The 25,961-nt window shown below is 36.8% G+C and carries 18 protein-coding genes; 16 read left to right on the top strand and 2 right to left on the bottom strand.

Going from position 1 to position 25,961, the window contains the following annotated elements; all coding sequences use genetic code 11:
- Positions 1 to 883: 883 nt before the first annotated feature.
- The 8 genes from KO521_RS19395 to KO521_RS19360 all read left to right on the top strand — a co-directional run bounded on the left by KO521_RS19395 (position 884) and on the right by KO521_RS19360 (position 13,223).
- Positions 884 to 3,571 (top strand): MGH1-like glycoside hydrolase domain-containing protein, encoded by a 2,688-nt coding sequence (locus KO521_RS19395; protein WP_215941548.1) that lies wholly within the window; start codon positions 884 to 886, stop codon positions 3,569 to 3,571.
- A 268-nt stretch (positions 3,572 to 3,839) separates the two neighbouring features.
- Positions 3,840 to 5,792 carry a YgiQ family radical SAM protein gene (locus KO521_RS19390; RefSeq protein ID WP_215941547.1) on the top strand — a complete coding sequence of 651 codons (1,953 nt, stop codon included), beginning with the start codon at positions 3,840 to 3,842 and terminating at the stop codon, positions 5,790 to 5,792.
- Between the two features lie 40 nt (positions 5,793 to 5,832).
- Positions 5,833 to 6,501, top strand: a complete 669-nt coding sequence (locus KO521_RS19385; protein ID WP_215941546.1) for an RluA family pseudouridine synthase — start codon at positions 5,833 to 5,835, stop codon at positions 6,499 to 6,501.
- Between the two features lie 198 nt (positions 6,502 to 6,699).
- A complete protein-coding gene (locus KO521_RS19380) occupies positions 6,700 to 7,002 on the top strand; it encodes a hypothetical protein (protein WP_215941545.1) in 303 nt (100 codons plus the stop codon).
- 245 nt (positions 7,003 to 7,247) lie between these two features.
- Positions 7,248 to 7,937 (top strand): ABC transporter ATP-binding protein, encoded by a 690-nt coding sequence (locus KO521_RS19375; protein WP_215941544.1) that lies wholly within the window; start codon positions 7,248 to 7,250, stop codon positions 7,935 to 7,937.
- Between the two features lie 7 nt (positions 7,938 to 7,944).
- Positions 7,945 to 10,440 carry a TonB-dependent receptor domain-containing protein gene (locus tag KO521_RS19370; protein ID WP_215941543.1) on the top strand — a complete coding sequence of 832 codons (2,496 nt, stop codon included), beginning with the start codon at positions 7,945 to 7,947 and terminating at the stop codon, positions 10,438 to 10,440.
- A 2-nt stretch (positions 10,441 to 10,442) separates the two neighbouring features.
- Entirely contained in the window at positions 10,443 to 11,882 is a 1,440-nt protein-coding gene (locus tag KO521_RS19365) for an ABC transporter permease (protein WP_215941542.1), read from the top strand.
- A complete protein-coding gene (locus KO521_RS19360; protein WP_215941541.1) occupies positions 11,883 to 13,223 on the top strand; it encodes a DUF3526 domain-containing protein in 1,341 nt (446 codons plus the stop codon). It abuts the gene before it with no gap.
- A gap of 117 nt (positions 13,224 to 13,340) precedes the next feature.
- Here the strand turns inward: KO521_RS19360 and KO521_RS19355 are convergent, their stop codons facing one another.
- Positions 13,341 to 14,033, bottom strand: a complete 693-nt coding sequence (locus KO521_RS19355) for a GNAT family N-acetyltransferase (protein ID WP_215941540.1) — start codon at positions 14,031 to 14,033, stop codon at positions 13,341 to 13,343.
- Positions 14,034 to 14,311: 278 nt separating this feature from the next.
- Between KO521_RS19355 and KO521_RS19350 the strand changes: the two genes are divergently transcribed.
- The 6 genes from KO521_RS19350 (at position 14,312) to KO521_RS19325 (ending at position 21,424) form a co-directional block, all read left to right on the top strand.
- On the top strand, positions 14,312 to 14,800 hold the full coding sequence (locus tag KO521_RS19350) for a hypothetical protein (RefSeq protein WP_215941539.1): 489 nt from the start codon (positions 14,312 to 14,314) through the stop codon (positions 14,798 to 14,800).
- A gap of 98 nt (positions 14,801 to 14,898) precedes the next feature.
- Positions 14,899 to 16,743, top strand: coding sequence for a cystathionine beta-synthase (locus tag KO521_RS19345; protein WP_215941538.1), 1,845 nt, complete (start codon positions 14,899 to 14,901; stop codon positions 16,741 to 16,743).
- 92 nt (positions 16,744 to 16,835) lie between these two features.
- Positions 16,836 to 17,600 carry an arylamine N-acetyltransferase family protein gene (locus KO521_RS19340; protein ID WP_215941537.1) on the top strand — a complete coding sequence of 255 codons (765 nt, stop codon included), beginning with the start codon at positions 16,836 to 16,838 and terminating at the stop codon, positions 17,598 to 17,600.
- Positions 17,601 to 17,664: 64 nt separating this feature from the next.
- A complete protein-coding gene (locus KO521_RS19335) occupies positions 17,665 to 17,886 on the top strand; it encodes a hypothetical protein (protein WP_215941536.1) in 222 nt (73 codons plus the stop codon).
- A gap of 48 nt (positions 17,887 to 17,934) precedes the next feature.
- Positions 17,935 to 19,935: a DUF4962 domain-containing protein gene (locus KO521_RS19330; RefSeq protein ID WP_215941535.1), complete on the top strand. Its 2,001-nt coding sequence runs from the start codon at positions 17,935 to 17,937 to the stop codon at positions 19,933 to 19,935.
- 121 nt (positions 19,936 to 20,056) lie between these two features.
- Positions 20,057 to 21,424 (top strand): DEAD/DEAH box helicase, encoded by a 1,368-nt coding sequence (locus KO521_RS19325; protein WP_215941534.1) that lies wholly within the window; start codon positions 20,057 to 20,059, stop codon positions 21,422 to 21,424.
- A 23-nt stretch (positions 21,425 to 21,447) separates the two neighbouring features.
- On the opposite strand, the gene KO521_RS19320 is transcribed toward KO521_RS19325, so the two are convergent.
- The gene (locus KO521_RS19320; RefSeq protein WP_215941533.1) at positions 21,448 to 22,419 is read right to left on the bottom strand and encodes a bile acid:sodium symporter family protein; all 972 of its coding nucleotides are present in this window, start codon (positions 22,417 to 22,419) and stop codon (positions 21,448 to 21,450) included.
- A 307-nt stretch (positions 22,420 to 22,726) separates the two neighbouring features.
- Here KO521_RS19320 and KO521_RS19315 point away from each other — a divergent pair, with 307 nt between their 5' ends.
- Both KO521_RS19315 and KO521_RS19310 read left to right on the top strand, forming a co-directional pair.
- Complete coding sequence (locus tag KO521_RS19315) at positions 22,727 to 24,451, top strand: purine-cytosine permease family protein (RefSeq protein ID WP_215941532.1); 1,725 nt, start codon at positions 22,727 to 22,729, stop codon at positions 24,449 to 24,451.
- 13 nt (positions 24,452 to 24,464) lie between these two features.
- Positions 24,465 to 25,949 carry a mannitol dehydrogenase family protein gene (locus KO521_RS19310; protein ID WP_215941531.1) on the top strand — a complete coding sequence of 495 codons (1,485 nt, stop codon included), beginning with the start codon at positions 24,465 to 24,467 and terminating at the stop codon, positions 25,947 to 25,949.
- Positions 25,950 to 25,961: the final 12 nt, after the last annotated feature.

The following is a 25,961-nucleotide window of genomic DNA, read 5'->3' as shown; positions in this document are numbered from 1 at the left end:
TAAACAATACGGGCTTCAGTCTTAATCGAAAGGTTTGCGTATTTTTATGAAGTCCGCAAAATCTTTGGGATTTCGCTTTGACACAAAAAAAAACAAAACACAAAGATTTCGCTATGTGCGTGGCGGAAAGCAACCGCCAGTTTGCTCCCGTACTGTTCATAGGTACTGTGTCAAAAAACAAGTTTTTTCTTTGATAATTTAGGAAACAGGTTGATTTACCTAACTGTTATCCCGCGCAGCAAGGGCTTTATGCTTTTGCTACTTTTTTATTTCAAATTCAGCATTATAATTTTCTTCGTTCTTCCATATGGTGTACATCAATAATAATAGTTTTCCCTGCACCGCTACGAGTGCAACCAACGGCTTTACCTTGTTCAGATTTAGTCTGTTATAGAACTATGTCGGGTTACAGCGCACGAAGACGTAAGCTTTTGAGCCTTCTATTGATGGGTTCTTTACAGGTACAGTGATTTTTGTGGATGCTTAGGGTTAGTTATGCAGATTTAGGGTATAAAAACATATGGCGTTTGCTCAAAACATCAAACCTTCTATGCTTTAATAATTCTTAAATTATTTTGTTAATACTAATTACTAACTAGTAATTTAAAGATAGCCTTACCCTATTTTGAAGAACTTTCAAACTATTTAAAATAGGACTTCTTCAATTATGAATACATTTTTTTGTAATGTGATAAAATGTACTATAACATACTGGCAATAAGGTAAATCTGCTTTCGTACTAACTTCAATATACCCTATAAGTACTTATTTTTGCACTGTTTAAGGAAAAACCAATAAAATTAATATCATTATTCAATCTCGAGATTTGTTTATAGATGCTCTGTTTTTTACCTAAAACAACAGCTAACCTAACTAGTAATACATGACAAGTAAAAATGCGGAAAGCAAAAGGCTATCCATTTCTGGTAATAATACCCACTGGAAAAAATGGGGGCCTTACGTGGCCGAAAGACAATGGGGAACCGTTCGCGAAGATTATAGCGAGTATGGACATGCCTGGGAATTTATAGACCATGAAAAATCTCGAAGCAATGCCTACAGATGGGGAGAAGAAGGTATAGCCGGTTTTTGTGATTCCAGAGAAATACTTTGTTTAGCACCTGCCTTTTGGAACGGAAAGGACCGCATTCTAAAAGAACGCTTGTTTGGCCTTACCAATAACCAAGGTAACCACGGAGAAGATGTAAAGGAACTCTATTTTCATCAGGTATCCTCTCCTACCCATTCCTACTGCAAATATCTTTATAAATACCCACATGCTGCCTTTCCGTATGAAGAACTGGTGAAAAAAAACCAACGTAGCCGTGAACTGCCGGAATACGAATTATTAGATACGGATTGTTTTAAGAACAATGCCTTTTTTGATTGCTATATAGAATATGCTAAAGCGGATACAGAAGATATTCTAATGAAAGTCACAGTTATAAACCGTGGCAATAAAGAAGCGGATATACATATTCTACCCCATTTTTGGTTTCGGAATTTCTGGAAACACAACAAACGGTTCTCACGTCCGGAGATGCAAGTTTTAGGTAAGGATTGTGTGCAATCCAAAAGCACCCGTAATGGCAACTATTTTCTTTATCATGAAAATGGTAAACAGCTTTTTTGCGAAAACGAGACAAACAATAAACGTATTTATGGAGTAAATAACAAGGTCAAATATGTAAAAGACGGTATCAATGACCATGTGGTATCCGGCAAACGTAGCGTTAACCCCAAAAGGACAGGTTCTAAAATGGCAGTCTGGCACAAATTTAAGTTGAAGCCAGGACAAGAAAAGACCATAAAGGTACGCCTAAGCAAAAAGAAATTAGAAAATCCTTGGAAGGAGTTTGATGCTATATTTGATGAAAGAATCAAAGAATGTGAAGAATTTTACGGCTCTTTGATTAAAAAAGACATTCCTGAGTCTCACCAAGAAATTGCAAGAAGTGCCTTTTCAGGGCTTTTATGGACTAAGCAATTCTACTATAACGATGTCTTTAAATGGCTTTTTGGCGGACCGGGAGAAGAGAAGCCATACCGTGCAAATCCTAGAAATTCTAGTTGGCAGCATCTTACCAATAGAGATATTATATCAATGCCGGACAAGTGGGAATACCCGTGGTATGCGGCGTGGGACTTAGCTTTTCATATGGTATCGTTTGTTGAGATAGATCCCCTGTTCGCAAAGGAACAACTCCTCTTGGTATTAAAGGAAAACTATATGCATCCCAACGGGCAGATTCCTGCTTATGAATGGAATTTTAGTGACGTAAACCCTCCCGTTCATTCTTGGGCGGTATGGAATGTGTACTCCAAGGATAAAGAACGAACTGGTAAGGGTGATACGGACTTTTTAGAAAAGGCTTTCCAGAAGTTACTTATTAACTTCACCTGGTGGGTCAACCAAAAGGATAAGCACGGTACTGATCTTTTTGAAGGCGGATTTTTAGGTCTGGATAATATTGGTGTTTTTGACCGGAACCATATGCCACCGGGAATAACAAGAATGCAACAGGCAGATGCTACAAGCTGGATGGCCATGTTCACTTTAAATATGTTCCGGATGTCATTGGAACTTACGGAAATCAATAACACCTACGAAGAAGCTACCTCCAAATTTTTTAGGCACTTTTTGAATATAGCATGGGCCATGCACCATATAGGTAAAAAGGAAATCTCACTTTGGGACGATTCAGATAACTTTTATTATGACGTTGTTGAAATGTCCAGCGGCTTAACCAGTCAGATGAAAGTGCGGTCTTTAGTGGGTATTATTCCCATGTTTGCCGTAGAAATCATTAATAATGATTTAATTGACCACCTTAAGGAATTCCGAAGCAGAGCTACCGAAATTGTAAAAACACGTCCAGACCTGGCATCCCTTATTTCTCGGATAGAAGAAGTTAATGAAGACGGTAATTATTTGTTCTCCATCATGAGGGGCTTCCGATTAGAACATTTGCTAAAGAGATTATTGGACGAAAATGAATTTCTTTCGGATTTTGGCATTCGTTCCCTTTCTAAATACCATAAAGAGCATCCCTTTGTATTTCAACATCATGGGCACTACAGTATTAATTATGAACCTGGCGAGAGTACTTCTAACATGTTCGGGGGCAATTCTAACTGGCGCGGGCCTATATGGATGCCTTTGAACTATATGATCATTCAATCTCTGCGAAAATTTCATTCTTTTTATGGCGATGAGTATAGGTATGAATTCCCTACGGGTTCTGGAAATAAAATCAACCTAAATCAAATTGCTGATGAGCTAACCAAAAGATTGGTAAAGCTTTTTGAACGCAATCCTGAAGGTAAGTTTCAATACCACGATAATGACCCACAAAAAGTTTATGCTGAAAATGAATTTTTTAAAGACCACCACCTCTTTTATGAGTTTTTTGATGGTGATTCAGGCAAAGGACTGGGAGCCTCGCATCAAACAGGGTGGACCGCCCTTATCGCTAACTTGATATTAGAAATGGATTATTCTAAAAACAAAGAAACTGTTGACAGTAAAGAATCCATTAACATTCCAAAAAACCGGTCTATCCCTAAATAAGTAGAGGTTATAAATTTTCTAAAAGGTAAGGTACAACTGCTTGGGTTTTGGAATCACGATTTTTTAAACGAAAATGTATGAATTGTCCTCGTAAAAAACATAATCGGATTATAACAAAACCTTTAAACCTTACACGTTTAATAGCTTAACGGTTAATTTACCTATTGTAACAAGATTACAAACTCGTATCAAAATATTAAACTAATTCTTATTGGGCGAGTAACGTTTAAGGTTGCTAAACCCAATTTAACCGTATCTTTGCAACTATATGCATACCAACAGACTTACAGATTGGCTACCTACTACTAACAAAGAAGTAAAAATTCGGGGTTGGCAAGAATTAGATGTTATTCTATTTAGCGGAGACGCCTATGTAGACCATCCTTCTTTTGGCCCTGCTGTAATTGGTCGTATCTTGGAAAGTTATGGTTTAAAAGTAGCTATAGTTCCACAACCTAGTGTAAACGATGATTTGCAGGATTTTACAAAACTAGGAACACCTAAATTATTTTTTGGTGTTACCGGTGGTTGTATGGATCCTATGGTCAGTAATTATACGGCAAGCAAAAAACGTAGAGATAAAGATGCCTATACACCCAATGGCGATAAAGGCTTTAGACCGGATTATGCTACATCTGTATATTCAAGTATATTAAAGGATAAGTTCCCTGATGTTCCTGTATTGATAGGTGGCATTGAAGCTTCCCTTCGTAGAGTAACCCATTATGATTATTGGAGCGATAAGCTTATGCCTACGATTTTAGAAACTTCCAAGGCAGATATGTTGGTATATGGTATGGGTGAGCAACCTCTAAGAGAAGTGGTGAAGCTATTACAAAAAGGAGTTCCTTTTTCTAGTTTAAAAACCATAGCACAGACTGCTTTTTTAATAGATAAAAATGAGACTATTCCGAAGAATAAAAATTGGGATGATGTAGAAATAGTTTCGCATGAAGTCTGTTTAAAGGATAAGAAAAAATTTGCCTCTAACTTTAAAGTGATAGAGCAAGAGTCTAACAAACTTAAAGCAAGACGTATTTTTCAAGGGGTAAAAGGCAGAACGTTGGTAATAAACCCGCCGTATCCCACAATGACCGAAAAGGAAATTGATGCTTCTTTTGACTTGCCCTACACCCGTTTACCGCATCCAAAATATAATAAGCGTGGACCCATACCTGCGTTTGAAATGATTAAGACATCCATTAACATTCATCGTGGTTGTTTTGGCGGTTGTAGTTTTTGTACGATTTCAGCACATCAAGGTAAATTTATAGCTAGTAGAAGTAAAGAGTCTGTACTGAGGGAGGTAGACAAGGTTGCTAATATGCCTGATTTTAAAGGCTACCTATCAGATATTGGAGGACCATCCGCTAATATGTACCAGATGAAAGGAAAAGTACAATCCATCTGCGATAAATGTGTTGCCCCTTCCTGTATTTCACCTGTAATATGTAGCAATTTAGATACTTCTCACAAACCGCTAACCGAGTTGTACCAAGCTGTAGATAAGCACCCTAAAATTAAGAAATCCTTTATTGGGAGTGGTATACGTCATGATATGTTGGTTCCGGAATTTAATAAGAATGCGGACCCAAAGGAATTAGATGATTATACGGAAGAGGTAATGACGAAACATATTTCCGGACGGTTAAAAGTAGCTCCCGAACACACCTCTGACCCTGTTTTAAAGTTGATGCGCAAACCTTCTTTTGAATATTTCCATAAGTTTAAAGAGCGTTTTGATAAAATCAATATCAAGAAGAACTTGAAACTTCAGTTGATTCCCTATTTTATTTCCAATCACCCGGCTTGCGAAGTAGAAGACATGGCCAATTTGGCTGCTGAAACCAAGGATATGGGCTTTCAGTTAGAACAAGTACAAGGCTTCACTCCTACTCCTATGACCGTTGCAACGGTTATTTATTATAGTGGATATCATCCATATACCTTAAAACCAACTAAAACTCCAAAATCTAAAAAGGAAAAGGATGAACAACATCGTTTCTTCTTTTGGTATAAGAAGGGTAATAAAGATTGGATCAGAAATACCTTAAATAAATTAGGCCGAAAGGATCTGGTTGAAGTTTTGGTACCTGAAAAAGAAAACAAATCTTGGAAAAGTGTGAAACCTGTAGCCGTAAAGAATACGTTTGACGATGCAATTCCTGCAAGCCATTCTCGCCGAAAAAGTAAGGGTAAGTCTAGAAATAAGAGACGTTAAAAGATTGTTGCCATTGTAAAATTGAAAAGCAAAAATCCACATGCCTGAGCTTAAAGTAATATATGAAAACAATGATTATATTGTTGTAAATAAAGCCGCTGGCCTTATTAGTGAAAAAAGTCCGTTTGAAGACCTTACGGTAGAAACCCAAGTCCTTAACCATCTTTTAAAAAGTAGACGGAAACCTTATATAGGGGTTATTCATCGGTTAGATCGTGTAACTAGTGGTGTATTGATTTTTGCAAAGAAAAAAAGTATTTTAGTTGAGTTCAATAATTTATTTAGCAGCCGTAAAATCCAAAAAACCTATTTAGCGATTGTTAAGAACAAGCCCGCAAAGAACAGAGGTAACCTAGTGGATTTTCTTGTAAAGAATACCAAAGAAAAAAGAGCGGATATCGTTCCAACAAAAACAAAGGATTCCCAGAATTGTTCGCTTTTCTACCAGGTTATTGGCCAAAACCATTTTGGTTATCTTTTAGAGGTTAAACCAAAAACGGGTAGATTTCACCAAATTAGAGCTCAATTAGCCAACTTAGGACTCCCGATTTTTGGAGATGAAAAATATGGCTCTGATCAAGACTATTTTCCCTTGTCAATTTGCCTTCATGCATGGAAAATAACTTACGAAGATATCAATTCCAAAGAATCCAAAACCTATGAGGCTCCTTTGCCCACCAACGATTTTTGGAAATTTGAATCCATCTAAACGTATCAACCATTTTCTATAATTACTATTGCGGAAATGGCCTTCTCTCTAATAGATAGATAAATATGTAAATCTTAGCCAGTTCATCCGGCTCTCAAACGAATCACCATTCTTTCTTATAAAAATTACGGTGTTTAGTATTTTTTTCAAAACCATACTTACGATACTCTAGAATATTATTTACTTTTGCCACTTCCGATGAAAAACGTAAAGCCCATAATCGCCATGTTTTATATCGCCTTGATGCTTTTTTTCAAGGTGGCGGGCTTACATGCGCTTACGCATCATGCAGACGATACAGATGTTCAGCATTGCGAAGTTTGTCATATTACCACTGCGGTTAATTTTACTCCGCTTTTAGAAACACAGCCTCAGGTAATACCACAAACAGAATTTTACATTTGGGAGCCAAACATTTCTATTTCAGCTCCTGCTGTAGCCATAAATGAAAGGCATTTATCTAGTTATCTCTTTACTAGACCACCACCACAATTTATCTAGTCCGTATGTATGTTGTAGTATCTTAATTCTTAGGATGACTGCACCTATTTTCTATTGTTATTTTAATTTTAAAGTCACCATTTTTTTGGAGGTTATTATTTCATTATAACTATAATCTGGCATATGGATGCTGTCTTAATCTCTAGGCAGATCTTCAATAATATTCAATACCCGTTTACTGTATTCATTACGGTTATACGGAGCGTTGCTACAAGTACTACCAATTTTTAATACACAATACTTATATGCTAAAGGCAGTAAATATTACCAAGTCCTATAACGGAAAAATGGCATTGAAAGAAGTTTCTTTTGAGGTCTCTAAAGGAGAGATTTTTTGTTTGTTAGGACAAAACGGAGCAGGAAAAACCACCACTATAAATATATTTTTAGGTTTTATTAAAAAAGATGGCGGACAAGCTTTCGTTGCCAATAAAGAAGTGGGTAAAGACGATACCAATCAGTTAACCGCTTATATACCTGAAACTGTGCAGCTCTACGGAAATCTTACAGGGATTGAGAATCTTAATTTCTTTAGCAAGTTGGCAGGCTTCACCTATTCCACATCAGAATTAGAAGCGTTCTTAACAAAAACAGGATTACAAGCAGATGCTCAACACCAAAGGCTATCTGGTTATTCTAAGGGAATGCGTCAAAAAGTAGGAATTGCTGTTGCACTTGCCAAAAATGCAGAAGTAATTTTTATGGACGAACCTACTTCTGGTCTAGACCCTAAGGCAACAGCAGAATTCACTAAAATTTGTAAAGAACTCGCAAAAATGGGTAAGGTCATTTTTATGGCTACACATGACATTTTTAATGCCGTAGAATTAGGTAACACCATTGGTATTATGAAAGAAGGTGTTTTAGCACAACAACTAAAAGCCAGCGAGATTAACGCAAATGAATTAAATCAACTTTACTTAGAAACTATATAACTAAAACATGAAACACTATATAACCATACTAGCTTTACTTGTTTGTAACATTACATTGGCACAAATTGCTGTAAGCGGAAAAATTTTGGATAATGACGGATCTCCCATTTTTGGAGCTACTATTTCCTATAATCTTGAGAATACTTCTAAAAAAGGAGGTACTGTAACTGGAGACAATGGTCAATTTAACTTTGACCTTTCCGAAACCGGAAACTATCAGATTTCGGTAAGCTACATAGGTATGCAAAGCCAAAGTTTTAATAAATTATTTAACCAATTTACTAATTATGATTTGGGAACGATCAACCTTCAAGAGAGTGTTGAACAATTACAGTCTGTAGAAGTCATTGGTAGAGCAAGAACAGATTACAATAGTGACTATTCTTTTTCGGCTACCAAAGTGGCAATTGCCAATAAAGAGCTACCACAAGCTATAACATCTGTTACCAAAGAATTAATTGCAGACCGTCTTGCTTTTCAAGTGCCAGATGCTGTAAAAACGGTAAGTAATGTTTCGGTAACGGGCTTATACAATCACTATAATATTCGAGGTATTACACAAGCGGATGACGGGCAGGTGTTAAACGGTATGCGTACACGCCAATACTATTTTTTACAACCAATTACCTCACATCTAGAGCGTGTTGAAGTTATAAAAGGTCCATCATCAGTTACATTTTCAAGTGCCGATCCAGGTGGTACGGTAAACATGGTTACCAAAAAGCCTTTGGCTGAAAAACGTAGTGAAGTTTCTTTGACCACAGGCAGTTTTGGAACCTTAAGAGCTACTGCGGATTTTACGGGACCATTGAACGAATCAAAAACATTATTATATCGTTTCAATGCTGCAATTCAAGAAGCAGATTCATTTAGAGATGTGGTAAACAACAATGCCATTTTGTTTTCGCCTTCTTTAAGTTATATACCTAATGAAACAACGTCGTTAAATGTAGAAATGATTTATAGCGATGCCGTAGGTAATTTAGATAGGGGTCAGCCAATTTTCGGTGCTATAAATGGCGAATACGATATTAATAGTACACCAATTACAATGAATGTTGGTGCATCAAGTGATCACTATAAAAACAAGGAGTTCATTTTCATGGCGAACTTTAGTAAAAAATTGACCGAAAATTTAGGCTTCAATGCACAATTTATGAAGCAAACTTGGGATGAAGATTTAGCCGAACATAGAGTTGATGGTACAGCGGTGGATATTGACGGAAACGTGATTCCTACCTTGGCTAGAATGCGATATGATGAAAGACAACAATATTGGGAAACCGATAATTTTAGTACCTACTTTACGTACGACATTAAAACAGAGAAGATAACCAACAAGATTTTAGTTGGTTATGATGCTACACGTTGGGAAAGAAAAATTGGAGCCGGATTTCTACGTGCCAGAAGGTACTTGACGGTAGATGGTGGTCAGTCTAACTATGACCCTGCAAATGCAGCCAACTTTCAGCAAATGGTGGTAGATGGTGTAACTATGCCCGTGCCTGCAGTTCCTCATTTTAATCTGGAAGATCCTTTTAACGGTGCTAGAAATACAAATGCATATAATCTAGCAGAATTGAGTATTCCAGCAAACTTGAACACTTCAAATGGTTTTTATATTCAAAATCAGTTTAAAGTAGGTAAGTTCTCTGCTTTATTGAACTTGCGATATGAGCGTTTCACTGATATTTTTGATTATGAAGGCGATGAGCAAGAGTTTACAAATGATGCCATTGTACCTAGAATTGGTTTAACCTATGAAGTTACCAATACTGTTAGTGCATATGCTACCTATTTAGAAGGTTTTCAGCCACACACTAATACTGTTTCATTATCGCCAACGGCAGAAGGTTTCTTTTGGTCCACTTCACCAAGCAGATTTGATCCCCTTGAAAGTAGTTTAACAGAGTTTGGAGCAAAAGGAGAATTTTTGAACGGAAAAATATTTGCCAACCTAGCTATCTTCAACATTACTCAAAAAAATATCCTTTTAGGTGATACCTATGATTTGGACAATTTAACTACAAGAGGTGAACAAAGAAGCAGAGGTTTTGAGATGGATGTATCTGGTTACATATCACCTAATTTTCAAATTACCGCATCTTATGGTTTTGCAGATGCTGAAATTGTAGAAGATGCCATAGAAGAGTTTATTGGTGAACCTATAGGAGGAGCTCCAAAACACAATGCGAATATTTGGGGAAGATATGATTTTACAAATGAAACCTTAAAAGGAATCGGCTTTGGTTTGGGTGCTCAATTTATGGATGAGCGATATACGTGGTACAACCCAACGTACGATACCGATAGACTTCTATTGCCATCATACACGGTTTTTGATGCAGCAGTGTATTACAAGCCAAATAATACAGGAATACAATTAACCTTAAAATTGAATAATCTGTTTGACGAAACGTATTGGTTAGGTGGTCTTAACCCTTCTAGACTAGGTCCTGGGGCACCAAGAAACGTATTGCTAAATGCAACTTATAAATTCTAATAATGAGGAAGAACGTAATAAAATTGTTAGCGCGCCAATTATGGCAAGATGCCTTTAGATCTAAGGTCATGTTGATAGCATCTGCTTTGATGCTGTTCTTGCTACTCTTTTCTGCGTATAGTGGTTATGAGAATTACCATGACCAGAATTTTACACGAGATGAAATTCAACATGAAGTACAGGAAAGCTGGGAAAATAATCCGGATAAGCATCCACATAGAATGTCACATTATGGGTCTTTTGCCCTAAGACTAAAACACGTTTTAAGTGTTTTTGATCTTGGTATGGAAAACTTTGTAGGTAATGCCGTTTTCTTGGAGGCGCACAAGCAGAATACCGTTAATTTTTCCGAAGCCAGTATGTCTACGGGACTTTTACGTTTTGGTGAAGTTAGCCTAGCTATGTTATTAAAAGTAATCGTTCCTTTATTGATTTTCTACTTAGGCTTTGCGACCATAGCTCAAGAAAGGGAAAATGGTACCCTTAAACTTTTAATAGGACAAGGAATAACAAGAAAGGAAATCGTATTTGGAAAATGGATAGGTTTATGGAGCTTGTCACTCATTTTTTTGATCTCGATTTTTTTGGTATTACTTCTTTTTGTTTTGTTAGAATCTCATAATAGCATGCTTACCGATAGTTTTTTGAGGTATTTGGTTCTGCTTATTTCTTATTTTTTATTCTTTGGTATATTAAGCGCCATCACTATTTTGGTCTCAGCTTTTAGCGCAACCGCTAAAGGTGCCTTGGTAAAGTTGTTAGGTATATGGTTGTTATTCGTTATCATAGTTCCAAAATCATTACAGGCAATGGGTTTTTACTTATACCCTACTCCTTCTAAAATAGAAATGGAAACAGCTGTTGAACATGATTTGATTGAATTGGGAGATAGTCACAATCCAGATGACCCACATTTTAAGGCATTAAAAGACTCTGTTTTATTAGCTAATAAGGTTACAGATGTTAATGATCTTCCTTTCAATTATGGCGGTTTTGTGATGTCTAAAGGGGAAGAATTAAGTGCTGAAGTTTACCTTGAACACCAAGAAGGACTTTATGAAGTTTACCATAAACAAAACAATTTAGAGCGTTATTCCGCATTCATAAATCCGTATTCTGCCATTAAAAATTTGTCAATGGCATTCTCAGGAACAGATTTTCAATCTTTTCTTCATTTTAAGGATGAGGCAGAAACCTATCGCTTCAAATTAGCTCAGGATATGAATCAGTTGCAGATGGATTTTATACCTAATAAAGGCAAAGAAGGACCTAATACTATATCTAGTGATTACTGGAAAGAGTTTCCTCCTTTTCAATATCATTTTTTAAGTATAAGAGAGGTGCTTAAAAATGAGTTGACCTCTTTAATAGCCCTATTATTATGGAGTATTTTATCCGTTTTTGGATTATTGAAATTATCAACTAACCTAAAAGCCATATAGATGTATAGTTTGTTATTTAAATCGTTTTTTAGAACGAAAATATTCTTGGTTAGTCTTGTTTTATTAATGTCTGTTGGTGTTATCAGCATTTTCATAGGAAAGCAATACTTGGTCAAACAAGAGAAAACGATAGCCGCAGCAGAAGTGTTTCAGGAAGAAAGCATCAAAAAGAACATTGAGTATCACAGTGAAGATTTAGGATTATTGCTGTATTATTTACGTTTCACACTAATTAAAAAGCCCGAAAATATCAGTGCTATTTCCATTGGTCAGAGCGATGTAAATCCGCTAATGCAAGCGGTGACCATACGGGCTCTAGAAGCACAGAAATATGATACGGATTTTGAAAATCCTTCTTTGTTAATGTCGGGTAACCTAGATTTAGGTTTTGTTATCATTTACTTGTTTCCATTGGTATTGATAGCCATGACCTTCAACCTATATTCCGAAGAAAAAGAATTGGGAACTTGGCGTATTTTAGCAGCACAAACGTCAGGAAAAGCCGGATTTTTATTTAAAAAGATGGCAGTAAGAATACTCTTTGTATTTGTGGTATTAATTGTTCTCATGTTTTTGGCAAGTACTATATTACAGATTTCAATGAGCGCCAATTTCTGGGCTATTTTTCTACAAAGTATATTGTATCTATTATTTTGGAGTGCTTTATGTTTTTGGATGGTATCATTATTAAAAAATTCAAGTTTTAATGCATTGGCATTGATTTCAATTTGGGTAGTATTGACCATTTTAATTCCTGCATTAGTGAATAACTATGTTATTAATACCTACCAAGTGCCAGAAGCCTTAGATGCCATGGTAGAGCAAAGAGATGGTTATCATGAAAAATGGGATATGGAAAAAGGCGCAACCATGACGGAGTTCACTAAAGCATATCCCGAATATAAGAGCTACCCTGTTCCCGAAGATGAGTTCAGTTGGATATGGTATTACGGTATGCAATTTATGGGAGATTTTGCGGCAAAGGAGACTAGTACTGAAATGATGGAAAAAGTTATGCTACGAAATACGGTAAGCGAAAAAGTTGCCCTTTTCGTTCCTACTATGCATGCGCAACTAAGTTTTAATAATCTGGCGAAAACGGATATGATGAGCCACTCAGCTTTTTTGAAAGCCCTTACAAAATTTCATGAAGATTTACGGCTAGGCTTTTATACCAAGATTTTTGAAAACAAACCGGCGGATTCAGTTGATTGGTCAACACATCATGTTAAGTTTTACACTTCAAAACGTGATGTTAATTGGATTTACTTGATGCTTCCCACTGTACTGATTACTATGCTAATTGGGATTTTTGCTGCCATAAACCTTCGGAAACTCTAATTTAAATAGGGCTAGAATATTATTCTAGCCCTATTTAACAAGAAGGCATGAGCCTTGTCTTCAATTTTTTATTTTACCATTTATAGTTGTAGCATCTTTTTGTTTTCCCTTTTCAATTCATCCTTCCTTTTTACTAAACAACCACCAGTTCATATCTCTAGTTAGTTCAAAACCTAATTTCTCATAAAGAGATATGGCCAGATTTCCTTTATTGGTATGTAAAATAGGAGTTTTATTCTCTTTTAAAATCTCTTTTGTTGTATGTGCTATTAATTGTTTTGCCAGTCCTTGTCTGGTATAATCAGGATGGGTAACAACTGCACTCACCTCTATAAACTTATTGGTTTGCATGCGCTGACCGGTAACTGAAACTAATTTTCCGTTTCTGAATATCCCAAAGTACTTACCCATATCAAACGTCCTTCTCCTGTAATAACCAGGCATAACCAACCACACCAAATCATAGATTTCGTCAATAAATTCTTTTTCCAAAGGAATAATATGCTCTGTTATTGAAACATCTGGCAGCGTATTCAATACCATTTGACACCCATCTATTTTTTTATCAAGTTGGACCTTATCATCATCTATCAAGGGAGTCTGATGCTCTGAAACGAAGAAAAAACTATCCGAAGTTTTTAAATACTCTTGCGCGGCTATTGCTGTTTTTGTTTCATCAAAGAAGGCCCCAAAAGTGCAGACCTCCGGGTCATAGAATTGGACTCCGTCAAATTCAATAGCAAATTTTTTATGGTTTTCTTTTAAAGAATACCAAACCGGGTTTTTTAGTTGCTCTTCTAAATCTATCATTGGAATAAATATACATAAGAAATTCTCGTTTTCATTCACTTAAGTGATGTAGCTATGCTAATTAATAACCGTGAGTACTGACTCATCTTCTTATTATTTTTAATAAAAACCAATCTTAAGCTTTAATGTCAATTTTTCTTAACAACAATGGCTTACAAAAAATTAACTCGCTTACACACAATATCTTACAACTCACACACATAAAACGGACAGCAGTACATCCACTACTTTTACCAGCGTTATTTGTTTTAAATTTAGAAAAATTATTAAAAATCTAAATGATGAAAAATCCAATACTATTATTTGTATTTCTGTTATTTTTATGTGTGGGCACAGCTCAACACCAAAGTCAGGACATTCAGTCAAAAACAATTACTAAAAATAAATCAAAATTATCCCAGGAGAAATCTATTCCTCAACTGTTAAAGAGAATAGAAAAATTAGAAAATGACATTAGAAATTTACAAGCTCAAATTAATGGTCAAGAGACAAAAACCAGACTCGCTTTTATGCAAATAAGTTCTGACCCAATATTCAATTCACCGTTTGAGGATTTTGTTTTTGCAAGTGATAACCTCTGGAACAATCCAGTAGACGTAGGACTGGTTGAATGTAGCAAGCGTTGCTCAAAAGCCGCAAAACAAAGGCGCAATAGTTGCTCAAAAATGAAGGATGGAGAAGAAAAAAAACAATGCTACGCCAGTTCAGCAAATGACGCTAGTAAATGCCAAAACGCTTGCCAAAAGAGGTTTCCTCCAAAACAATAATGATTAAACCTTGGTTCTGGCATTTCAATAAAACAGCTTACAGCATGCTAAAAAAATCTTATTGACGTATCTTTCCAATCTATTGAAAGGTGATAGTTATGGAAGCAACTAAAATGCAAAATTACATTAAAGAGGTATTGGAGAACATACCTTCTAGTTGGGTGAATCTAACTACTCACCGGCTGGATATTTATAATGAACGTCTTGCCAAAACCGAATTTCTGGAACAGTTCAACACCTTGTTCATTGCTTCCAATTCTTCGGCTTCTGCTCTAAATCAATTACCTACGGCATATGATTATATACGCCTAGGTCACCCCTTATCCTGTGTTTTAGAATGGGGAATCGCAAATTTAAATAGAATAGAAGCCAGTTATGTAATCAGTTTTTCTTCCAAGACCATGCCTATTTTGGCTATTCTACGGAAGAACTTATTGGACAATAAAAACACACAAATTACCTATTCCGGAGAACTACCACCGTATTTTGAACCAGAAGTTGTAAAACAAGTATATGGTTATAAATTTGAATTGACCAAGGTTGAAAAACCATCGGCCATTCCTGAATTTACTGGTAGTACAATATTTATTTCGGAACAGGAAGAAATAGGTTTTTTTAATCACAATAAAGACATTGATTTTTTCATAAACCTTCACGCTGACCTAGGAAGCATCTTAATAGTAAATGGCGAAAAAAACGAGAATTATATTTCGGACATTCAACATGTAAGAAGAAGAGAGACCATTGCCATGACACCGGCAAATTCGTTGGTTGCTTTAAGACTACTTGTAGACGCGTCTTCCACAAACACTACGAATAGTACAGATGAGACCAACAAGAAAATGGTCTTAGATTCAATTGCCACTATTACCGGTTCCAACACAAAGGTTTTACTTGCCTCTAGCGGACTATCCGTTCAGTATGCCATTATGATGGGACTTATTCACGATGCTATCGAGAACCACCCAGGAAAGGCGATAAAATTCGTTGTTCCACCAAACTGCTACGGCGGCACAAATGATCAGGCCAGACGTGTTGCCGCCTGTATTGATACCGTTGAAGTGGTAGATTTACTTGTTGATGGTGATAATGATATGGTGCAAAGTATTGGCACTGTCTTAGACCAAGTAGCCCAAGAAGACGCCATTCCTTATATAATTGCTGAAATCCCAACAAACCCTAGGGTTGAAGTTCCTAATCTCATTGCTCTAAAAGCTGCTTTGAGCAAAGAACGTAAAACCGCAAAGGGTACAATTGCCATTGATCCCGTTTTTATTCTGGACCAAACATTTTGCCCGAATGTTCACTTTTTAGGTGAAAATGCAATCCTTTCAACCGTTAGAACTATTTCATACGTTAGCGGTTCCAAGTTTCCAAGTGGTGGCTTATGTACCGCTGGTTACTGCGTTGGAAATACCAAAACAGTAGCTCTGATGAATAAAATAGAAACCCATTTAAAACTTACGGATAATGGGGCCACAGCGCTTCAAAAAAGCATATTGGCCAAACAATTACCTTCTATGAACAAGAGAATTCATGAGGCGTACAAAAACACGCGTGAGTTCGTGAACTATATTCATGAGGTCCTACCAGATGCGAAAATCAATTTTGTATCGGAAAAATTAGCTAAAGAAGAATTTACACCATCTGTATTTTCATTAGACCTGCCTACCAAAGGAAATACCCCAGAGGAAAAAGAAGCTTTTAAAAGGGCCTTGAATTTAAAATTGATCAACTTAATGATTACTGAAATTCCTAAAGAGAGTAAGTTCTGCGTTAGCTACGGACAACTAAAAGGTTGTTATTGGACCATACCTGCCACCTCTACCCAAGGAACCACTAAAGAAGGTGATAAGGATTATATTGTTCGTGTATCTCTTTCCCCTAGCATGGACTTAGACCTCCATAAAAAAGTCTTTTTAAAGTTCGTAGAAAGTATATGATTTTGGGGTAAGAAGTGCTGGATTTATAGCGTACGTAAGGGATACAAGCTATTTAAATAGTTGGGTACTTTGCTATATAGTATATTAGTACAATGGATATAAAGCCCTATTTACGCCGAATAAAATTTACCGACACTCCAGTAGTCAATAAAAACGTGCTTTATAAACTTCAGAAAAACCACATTCTAAATGTTCCTTTTGAAAATTTGGACATCCACTACGGAAACAAAATAAACCTGTCCACAACTGATATTTACAAAAAAATAATTCTTGAAAAACGCGGCGGATTCTGTTACGAACTAAACGGATTGTTCTGTAAACTTTTAAAAGAAATAGGTTTCAATGCCAGACTTATCTCAGCCTGCGTGCACATAAAAAATGACCAATACAGTCCTGAGTATGACCATATGGCTATTATGGTTACCTTGGAAAACCAAAATTATTTGGTAGATGTTGGTTTTGGGAAGTTTACTTTAGAACCTTTAGTAATAAAAACAGAACAGAAGATTACCGATGATTTTGGACAATTCCAGTTTGACACCTATAAAACGGATTACTACCGTATTAACGAGGCAAGGGGAAATATTTTAGTTCCACAATATATTTTTAAAACTATTGAAAGAGAACTTTTTGAATTTGCAGAAAGGTGCGATTTTCACCAAACAAATAATGAATCGCATTTTAGAAAGCAAAAGCTGATATCCATTTCAACAAGCGACGGCAGGATTACACTCAACAATTCACGATTAAAAATTACGAAAGTGGGTGTTGAACAAGAAATCAAATTTGGGGAAAATGAGTTTGAAACTAAATTGAAACACTATTTTGACATAGAAATGGGTCAACGAAACTCTTAAGTTAGAGCCATACGTTTACCAGACTTACTTCAACTATAGTATCTTGCATAAATAAACAATACATATGAAAATAAATTTATTGTCTTGTGATGCGCAAAGACCAGATAGGAGAGCAATAGCCAAATGTATTGTTGAAATTTCTAATGTGGGGGATTCTTTAGCACACGAACTTACGAATATACTCTTAGAAGGAGATGCGGTAGATATTGAAGTAAAAGATAAAATTTCAGGTTCTGCGCTTAGAGCATTGCGTAAGTTAGACATTGATTATGAGATTATGGAATAGACCAAACCTGGAACATTTCAAGTGTACACTTTTTAAACCTAAAATACTATGTGGCAGAGAAAATCTATTTTTATACTACTCCTAAGCTTGTTGCTAACGAGTTTTACCTTTGCGCAAGACACGCAAGAACTAGAAGCTGAACAGGCTGCAAATAAAAAATTAAAAGGCGAAAGCGTGCTTGTTAATTTAATGAAGACCAAAAACTCTTCACTTAAAAAAGAGCTTATAGGTGTACATCCAAGAGTTTTTCTTACCCAATCAGAAATTGAAGGATTAAAAGATAAAGCCAAATCCCAAAAAGAATTATGGCAAACCGCCCTTTCCAGAGTTAGGGCTATGACCATTGAGCCAACCCCGGCACCTGCACAAGACCGTAGGGTTCAGAACCCAGTTGGACTTGGGATTCCCGAAGCTGCTTTAGCTTATAAAGTAACAGGTGAGAAAAAATACCTGCAAGCTGCCAAGAAATATATGGAAGCCGCTCTCTCTTATGACGTTTGGGGGTATGTCTACAACAAGCCCGATGTTGACCTAGCGGCTGGTCATCTTCTTTATGGCTTGGGTTGGGGTTACGATTTACTGTATCACGATTTAACAGCTGCCGAACGCGAAAAATACAAAGCCAAATTAATACGACAAGCTAGGTTATTATATGATTTTTATAAACCAAAATCAGGCAAAACATATGCTTATAGTCAAAATCATACCTTTATTCCTATGACAGGTTTGGCAGTTGCTGCATACGCCTTAAAAGGAGAAGTACCAGAAGCAGATAATTGGGCCGCTTTGCCACGAGCCATTTACGAAGGCGTTTTAGGAACCTATTCTGATGACGGTTTTTATTATGAAGGTATTGAATACTGGATATTTTCCACACCATGGCTCGTTCATTATTTAGATGTGCAATTACATGCTACAGGAGAAGATTTGTTTGATGCAGCACCAGGTTTAAAATTGATACATAAATACATAGCCCATGCCACATTACCTGGAGCAGAATTTCATTTTGATTACGGCGACACCTACACCGGAGGCCTTACACGTGCCAGAAAAAGTGAAGATTACAGTCGCGAACGCATAGACGGACACTTCCAAAGTAGTTATAATGTTCTCTACAATCTTGCCAAAAAGTACAAAAACGGCGAAGCACAGGGTGTTGCTAATTGGTTAAAAAAGAAAGGACAAGTGAGTGCTGAAGAAATGTGGACTTTTATCTGGTACGATTCCAACGTGAAAAGCATACCTATTGAAGAACAGGAAACAACGTATTATTTTAAGGACCATGATGTTGTTTTTTGGCGTTCAAGTTGGGAAGATGATGCTACAGCGTTTTCATTTAAATGTGGCCCATCAGAAGGTCATGCCGCATTAGAAAAACAGAAAAAGTATCCTGAATGGCGTTTGTCCAGTGGGCATGCACACCCAGACGCGGGCAGTTTTATTATTTGGGCCAATGGAGAATATTTAACGGGGGATTCCGGTTACGAGGGACTCACAATGACCCAAAGTCACAACACCCTTGTGTTTGATGGAAAAGGACAGAATCACGAAGGTGAAGGACATGATATTTTCTATGGCATTCCTTATGAAAGAATCAACAAAATTAAAATTGTAGATGCTACGTTAGATGAGAATCAAGTTTCCATTTTGGCTGATGTTACTGCAGCGTATGAACCTGAAATTGGCGTAAAAAAATTCACTCGCAAGTTTGAATTTAAAGCTCCAGGTAGTTTTACCATAACCGATGCCGTTGCTACAAATTCTCCCAAAATCATTACTTCATTTTTACATGCGGACCATAAAATAGATAAGATTTCGGATAATACTTTTGAACTGGAACCAAATGAAACCAGCCTTCTTGTAGAAATTATTGCCCCTAAAACATTTGAAACAAAAGTGGACGCGAATATTCTAACAGCTCCAGGAAAACCAGGTTTTGTAGATAAGGGCGGAGATGAAGAAAGAGGGGTTAAACTGGCTATTTCAACGAAAGAAAAGGTTTCCCAAGCAGAATTTGTTTTAAAGCTTATGGTAAAAAGTGAAAAGTAAATTTTGGTCGTGGCAGGCATGTCACCAAACAAAGCATTAATGAAGATTAGTTAAAAGGTACTTTCAAGTTTATTGATGCAAATGCGCTCACAATCAGATTTTTCTTGACTACTTTTGCAAAATGAATACTTTCGAAGATTTTAAAATTAAAAAGCAATTACAAAAGGCTATTGTAGATTTAGGTCTGGAAGAACCAACACCTATCCAACAAGCGTCATACTCCACTATTCTTGGGGGCTCGGATTTTGTTGGGATCGCCCAAACCGGAACCGGAAAGACATTTGCGTATTTGCTTCCTATTTTGCAGGATTTAAAATATTCGGACCAAAAACATCCTCGAATTTTAATTCTTGCCCCAACTAGGGAACTCGTCATTCAAATCGTTGAACAAATAGAAATACTAACACCATATTTAAGTGTTAGGGCTTTGGGGGTATTTGGGGGCTCTAATAATATAAACAATCAGAAAAGGGCCGTTGCAGAGGGTGTAGATATCATTGTGGGCACTCCTAGACGACTATATGACTTAGTCCTCGCTAATGTGTTGCGCTTAAAATCAATTAAAAAATTGGTTATAGATGAAGTTGATGTGATGCTTGATTTTGGGTACAAAACACAGCTAAGAAATATCTTTGAGTACCTACCAACAAGACGCCAGAATATTCTGTTTTCCGCAACGATGACCACGTATGTAGACCAATTAATGGGTGACTTTCTGGTTAACCCCGTTAAGAAGACAATCTCTATTAGCGGTACCCCTTTAGAAAACATAAGTCAAGAAGCTTATGCCGTTTCTAATTTTTATACAAAGGCTAACTTACTACATTACCTTCTTGAAGACAAAGAAGAGTATAGCAAAGTATTAATTTTTGTTGCCAGTAAAGTTAGTGCCGATAGACTTGCGGAAACATTGGAAAATTTTGAAACTGAAATTTCCGTAATTCACTCAAGCAAGGAACAAAACCACCGTACAAAATCCATAGAAAAATTCGAAAGCGGCAAAAGTAGAATTCTGATTGCCACAGATGTTATTGCCCGTGGTATCGATATTGATGAAATAAGTACCGTTATTAGTTTTGACACCCCTTTTTATCCTGAAAACTATATCCATAGAATTGGTAGAACCGGTAGAGCTGGAAAACAAGGTAGGTCCATTCTCTTGTACAACGAAAAAGAAACGGAATTAAAGGATGCCATTGAAAGTTTAATGAACTACACCATACCCCTTAATGAGTTACCTGAAGCAGTGAAAATAAGTTCTGAGCTTACACCTGAAGAAGACGTTAAACCGGTAGACCCTCACGCAGAGTTAGCTGATGAAGATTCTACTGTTCAAAAAGGAGCTTCTTTTCACAAGAAATCTGCCAAGAACAGTAAAGTAAGGAACGAGGTAAAAAGCTACGAGAGAAAAATAAAAAAGAAGTACAAGAAGCCACAGAAACGAGGCGATAAAATCCAAAACAAAAACAGTAGCAAGAAGAAGTGGTAACAATTTAAGCCATGGCTTAAAAACTACTCCGTTATATTCTTCCTACTCATTCTAGATGCCACCATACTAATTATTAATAATTGTATGGCATGGAATATCATAAGTGGCAAAAGAATAATACCTATAGAGGCTAGCTTTTCAAATATTATTTTAGAAAATACCGTTCCGTGTACCAATGATTTTTTTGTACCACAAAACTGGGCTGTAATTTGATCTGCAGTATTAAACCTCATCTTTTTTGCTAAGAAACCCGTTAAGAAAAATACAATCCCGAACAATATCAAAACGGCTACAAAAAGCATCAATAAATCCAAAATAGATACCGTACTGAATATATCTCCTTCAAATGATTCCGCAAAACTCTTGTAGATTATAAGAAGGATTACAGACTTATCAAACAAGGTTAAGCGCTTATTATGTTTTTGAGCAAATTCTCCCAAAAAGCGTTGCAGAAGAATACCCACCACTACCGGTAAAATTATTTGCACAAATAGTTTTATATAAATATCGGTGAAATCAAAATCTGTCTGCGCACTCTGAACAAACAAGCCCATCCACAAAGGAGTAAGAACAACACCTATTATACCAGATATACTGGCATTAAAAATAGCTGCCGGAATATTACCCTTTGCCATAGAAACCATTACAACAGATGAAGACACGGTTGATGGTAATGCTGCCAAGAAAAAAAATGCCAACCAAATGGTTTCCTGTGCTTCATTTTGAATGAACGGCCGAAATTTCAAAACTAACAGCGGAAATATAAAAAAGGTAGATCCTTGTACCAGAACATGTAATTTCCAGTTCTTAATTCCTGCTTTTAATTTTGTAGGACTTAATTTAAGTCCGTAGAAGAAAAATATAAGCGAAATTCCGATAGCACTAATTGTGTCGATTGGAATTTTACTTTCAGGTGTTCCCCATTGGGGAAAAATATACGCCATGCCAATTACCGCGATAACAGATAGCACAAACCCATCAATTTTTATGCTCATAAATTGCTAGTTAGTTATAATAGGCGAAGTAAAAGATTTATGATAAATAGTAAAGGTATTATTCTACAAAAAAAGACCTCTATAAGTCCACTGATATGGTTTTCAGTTATCTCTTAACTTTTCCTTTCACATTGCATAAAGCCCCTTTAATTCTTATGGATTAAACATAAAATCATAAAATTTCATTAAAATGAATGAAAATAAAATTTAAACTAAAAGTTTCACTAAGTTAGTAGACTAGAACTGTATTTCCCTAGTAGTTTAAAACATTTTAGCAATACCCTACCATATATAATTTACTACATCTATGAACGCATCGGAAGATTTTAGTGCATTAAAAAAACTAAATGAAGAACAGCTACCCGTTGCTAAACATAAATTACATGGTTGGGCCCATTTCTTGGGCCTGTACGCAGGAGAACATGTTGCCGCTACGGAATTTGTTATTGGCGCGACCTTTGTTGCGCTTGGGGCCAGCACTGCAGATATTATTTTAGGTCTCCTAATTGGTAATATTTTAGCCATTTTAAGCTGGACCTTCATTACCGCGCCTATTGCGGTAGATACCCGCCAAAGCCTTTATACCTATTTGAATAAAATAGCAGGCGATTCAATGACCAAACTATACAACTGGGCTAACGTAATTATATTCACCGTAATATCTGCGGCCATGATTACAGTTTCATCCACAGCAGTTAGATTCGCCTTTGATATCCCGGCACAACTCAATTGGTATCCTACAAATGCATTTTTTGTGATAGTGGTGCTTTTAGTAGGTACCATAGTTGTTTTTGTAGCCATGTACGGTTTTAAGGCTGTTTCTGAATTTTCCAGTATTTGTGCCCCTTGGCTTTTTGTTATGTTTAGTAGCGGAGCTCTTGTGCTTATGCCTGCTTTATCTGAGGCGGTTATAGGTAAAACCGAACTAAACGGATGGAGCGACTTTTTACTTATCGGTGACCAATCTATTTGGACCGGTATAAACAGTGCTGGGGAACCCGGCATAGGTCTACTGGAAGTTATAGGATTTGCATGGGCGGCAAACACCATTACTCACTTTGGGCTAATAGATATGGCATTACTCCGTTATGCAAAGAAAAGTTCATATGGACTAGCTACCAGTTCGGGTATGCTGTTCGGGCATTTTGTTGCTTGGATTTGTGCCGGTATTATGGGTGCAGGTACCGCCGTTTTATTAAAGAAAAGTATTACTGAACTTGACCCTGGCGATGTGGCATACTACGCACTTGGCCTTTCTGGTTTTGTTATCGTTATCATTGCTGGATGGACCACCGCCAATGCCAACCTCTATAGGGCAGGATTAGCTGCGCAGGCCATATTCTACAAACATTCTAGAAGAAAAACAACCATGGTGGTGGGTATAGTTACCGTTGTGGTAGCGTGCTTCCCTTTCGTATTTACACAAATGCTCCCCTTATTGACTTACGCAGGACTGTTGGTTGTACCTGTTGGTGCCATTGTTTTTGCTGAGCATGTAATTTTTCCGCGTATAGGTCTCACCAGATATTGGGTATCCTATAAAAACTTAAAAACTAGTGTTCCTGCCGTGGCTTCTTGGGGGCTAGGATTGGTCTTTGGTTTTGGTCTTAACGCCATGAACGTTATATCTTTCTATTATTTATTTATTCCTACCTGGATATTTACCATCTTACTCTATACACTTTTGGCAAAGAAATATGGTGCAGCAGAAAGTTACCCAGAAGAAGAAGCACTTGACAAACAACGAAATGAAAAAATTATAGCTTACCAAGAGGAACAAGCTAAAAATGACCCTCCTCATTTGGAGGATAAATCCGGGATTACAAAACTACTACGTATAGTGGCCTACGGCAGCTTAATCATTACCATGATTCTTGCTATTATCACCATGTTCTGGAGCCCTGATATGGCACAATACGAAATTAACCGGGACATTTTCTATACCTATGCATTTATCTGCACGTTAACCTATTTTACAACGGCCTATTGGGTATTACAAAGAAAAAAAGCATTGAACAAAGGCGACCATTAAACGCACATCTATCATGAAGGAATCTATAGTATTAAATCAAAAAAATCTATCTCGTCTACCAAAGGACATCAGCATACCAAAATACGACCGTAATTCGGTTACGGCAGGAATCGTTCATATTGGTGTAGGCGGTTTTCATCGTTCACATGAAGCTGTTTATACAGATATGTTATTACATGGACCAGATGCTTCCTCCTGGGGTATTTGTGGAGTAGGTCTTAGAGAAGGCGACCGTCACATGGCAGATATATTGAAAAGACAAGATCACCTTTATACTTTAATTGTCAAACATCCGGATGGCAAGGTAGAAACCCAAGTAGTAGGCTCCATCATAGATTTTATGCTTTCTGTGGATAACCCACAAGCCGTTATAGATAAAATGGCCGATAAGGATATTAAAATTGTTTCCCTGACCATTACTGAAGGTGGCTACAATTTTAAGCCGTCAAATGGCGAATTCGATTTTGATAACGCAGATGTAAAATACGATTTGGCCAACCCCGAAACTCCTAAAACTGTTTTTGGGTATTTGACTGCAGCTCTAAGAAAACGTAAAAACGCAGGTATTCCAGCCTTTACCGTTCAGTCTTGCGATAATATTCAGCATAATGGCACTATGACCGCTAAAATGCTCTCTGCTTTTGCTGAGAGACAAGACCCGGAATTAGCGCAATACATAAAAAAAGAAGTGCGTTTCCCTAACGCAATGGTAGATAGAATTACTCCGGTTACTACCCAAAAAGACATGGATTACCTAAGCGAAACGTTTGGTTTACAAGATGAATGGCCAGTAACCTGTGAGCCTTTCCACCAATGGGTAATTGAAGACAACTTCAGTAATGGCCGTCCTGCATGGGAAAACGTAGGTGCGCAGTTTGTTCCTGATGTTACGCCTTATGAGAAAATGAAAATCCGCCTGTTAAACGCAGGGCACTCCGTTCTTGGACTACTAGGGTCCATTCAAGGATTTGATACTATTGACAATACCGTTTCGGACCCCCTTTTTGGTAGTTATCTTCGGAAATTCATGGATATTGAAGTAACCCCAGTACTGGATACAGTAGAAGGCGTAGACTTAAATGCTTACAAGGATAGTTTAATAGAACGTTTTGGCAATCCAAACATAAAAGACAACCTTGCTCGTATCTGTCTGGAAAGTTCTGCTAAACTTCCCAAGTTCTTAATCGCTACCATTCATGATAATCTAGCAAACGGTGGTAGTATTAAATATGCGACCCTTGTAATTGCGGCGTGGTGTTATTATAGTGATAAAGGAGTAAACCAACACAACGAACCTCTTGATATTGTTGATGCTATGAAAGACGAGCTACATGAAGCGGCAAAAGAGACAGCTAATGATAAACTTTCGTTTTTAAAATTGGAGTCCATATTCGGTAATCTAATTGAAAATCAAAAATTCACCGAACAATATGCAGAAATGATTGATGTAATCTATGCTAACCCGAATGTATCGGAGCAAATGAAAAAGATGGTATAGCGTAATACATCA

The organism is Zobellia uliginosa, assembly GCF_018860745.1.
Lineage (GTDB): Bacteria > Bacteroidota > Bacteroidia > Flavobacteriales > Flavobacteriaceae > Zobellia > Zobellia uliginosa_B.
The sequence above is the reverse complement of the archived record's forward strand: the minus strand, read 5'-3'. Positions and strand labels throughout refer to the sequence as shown.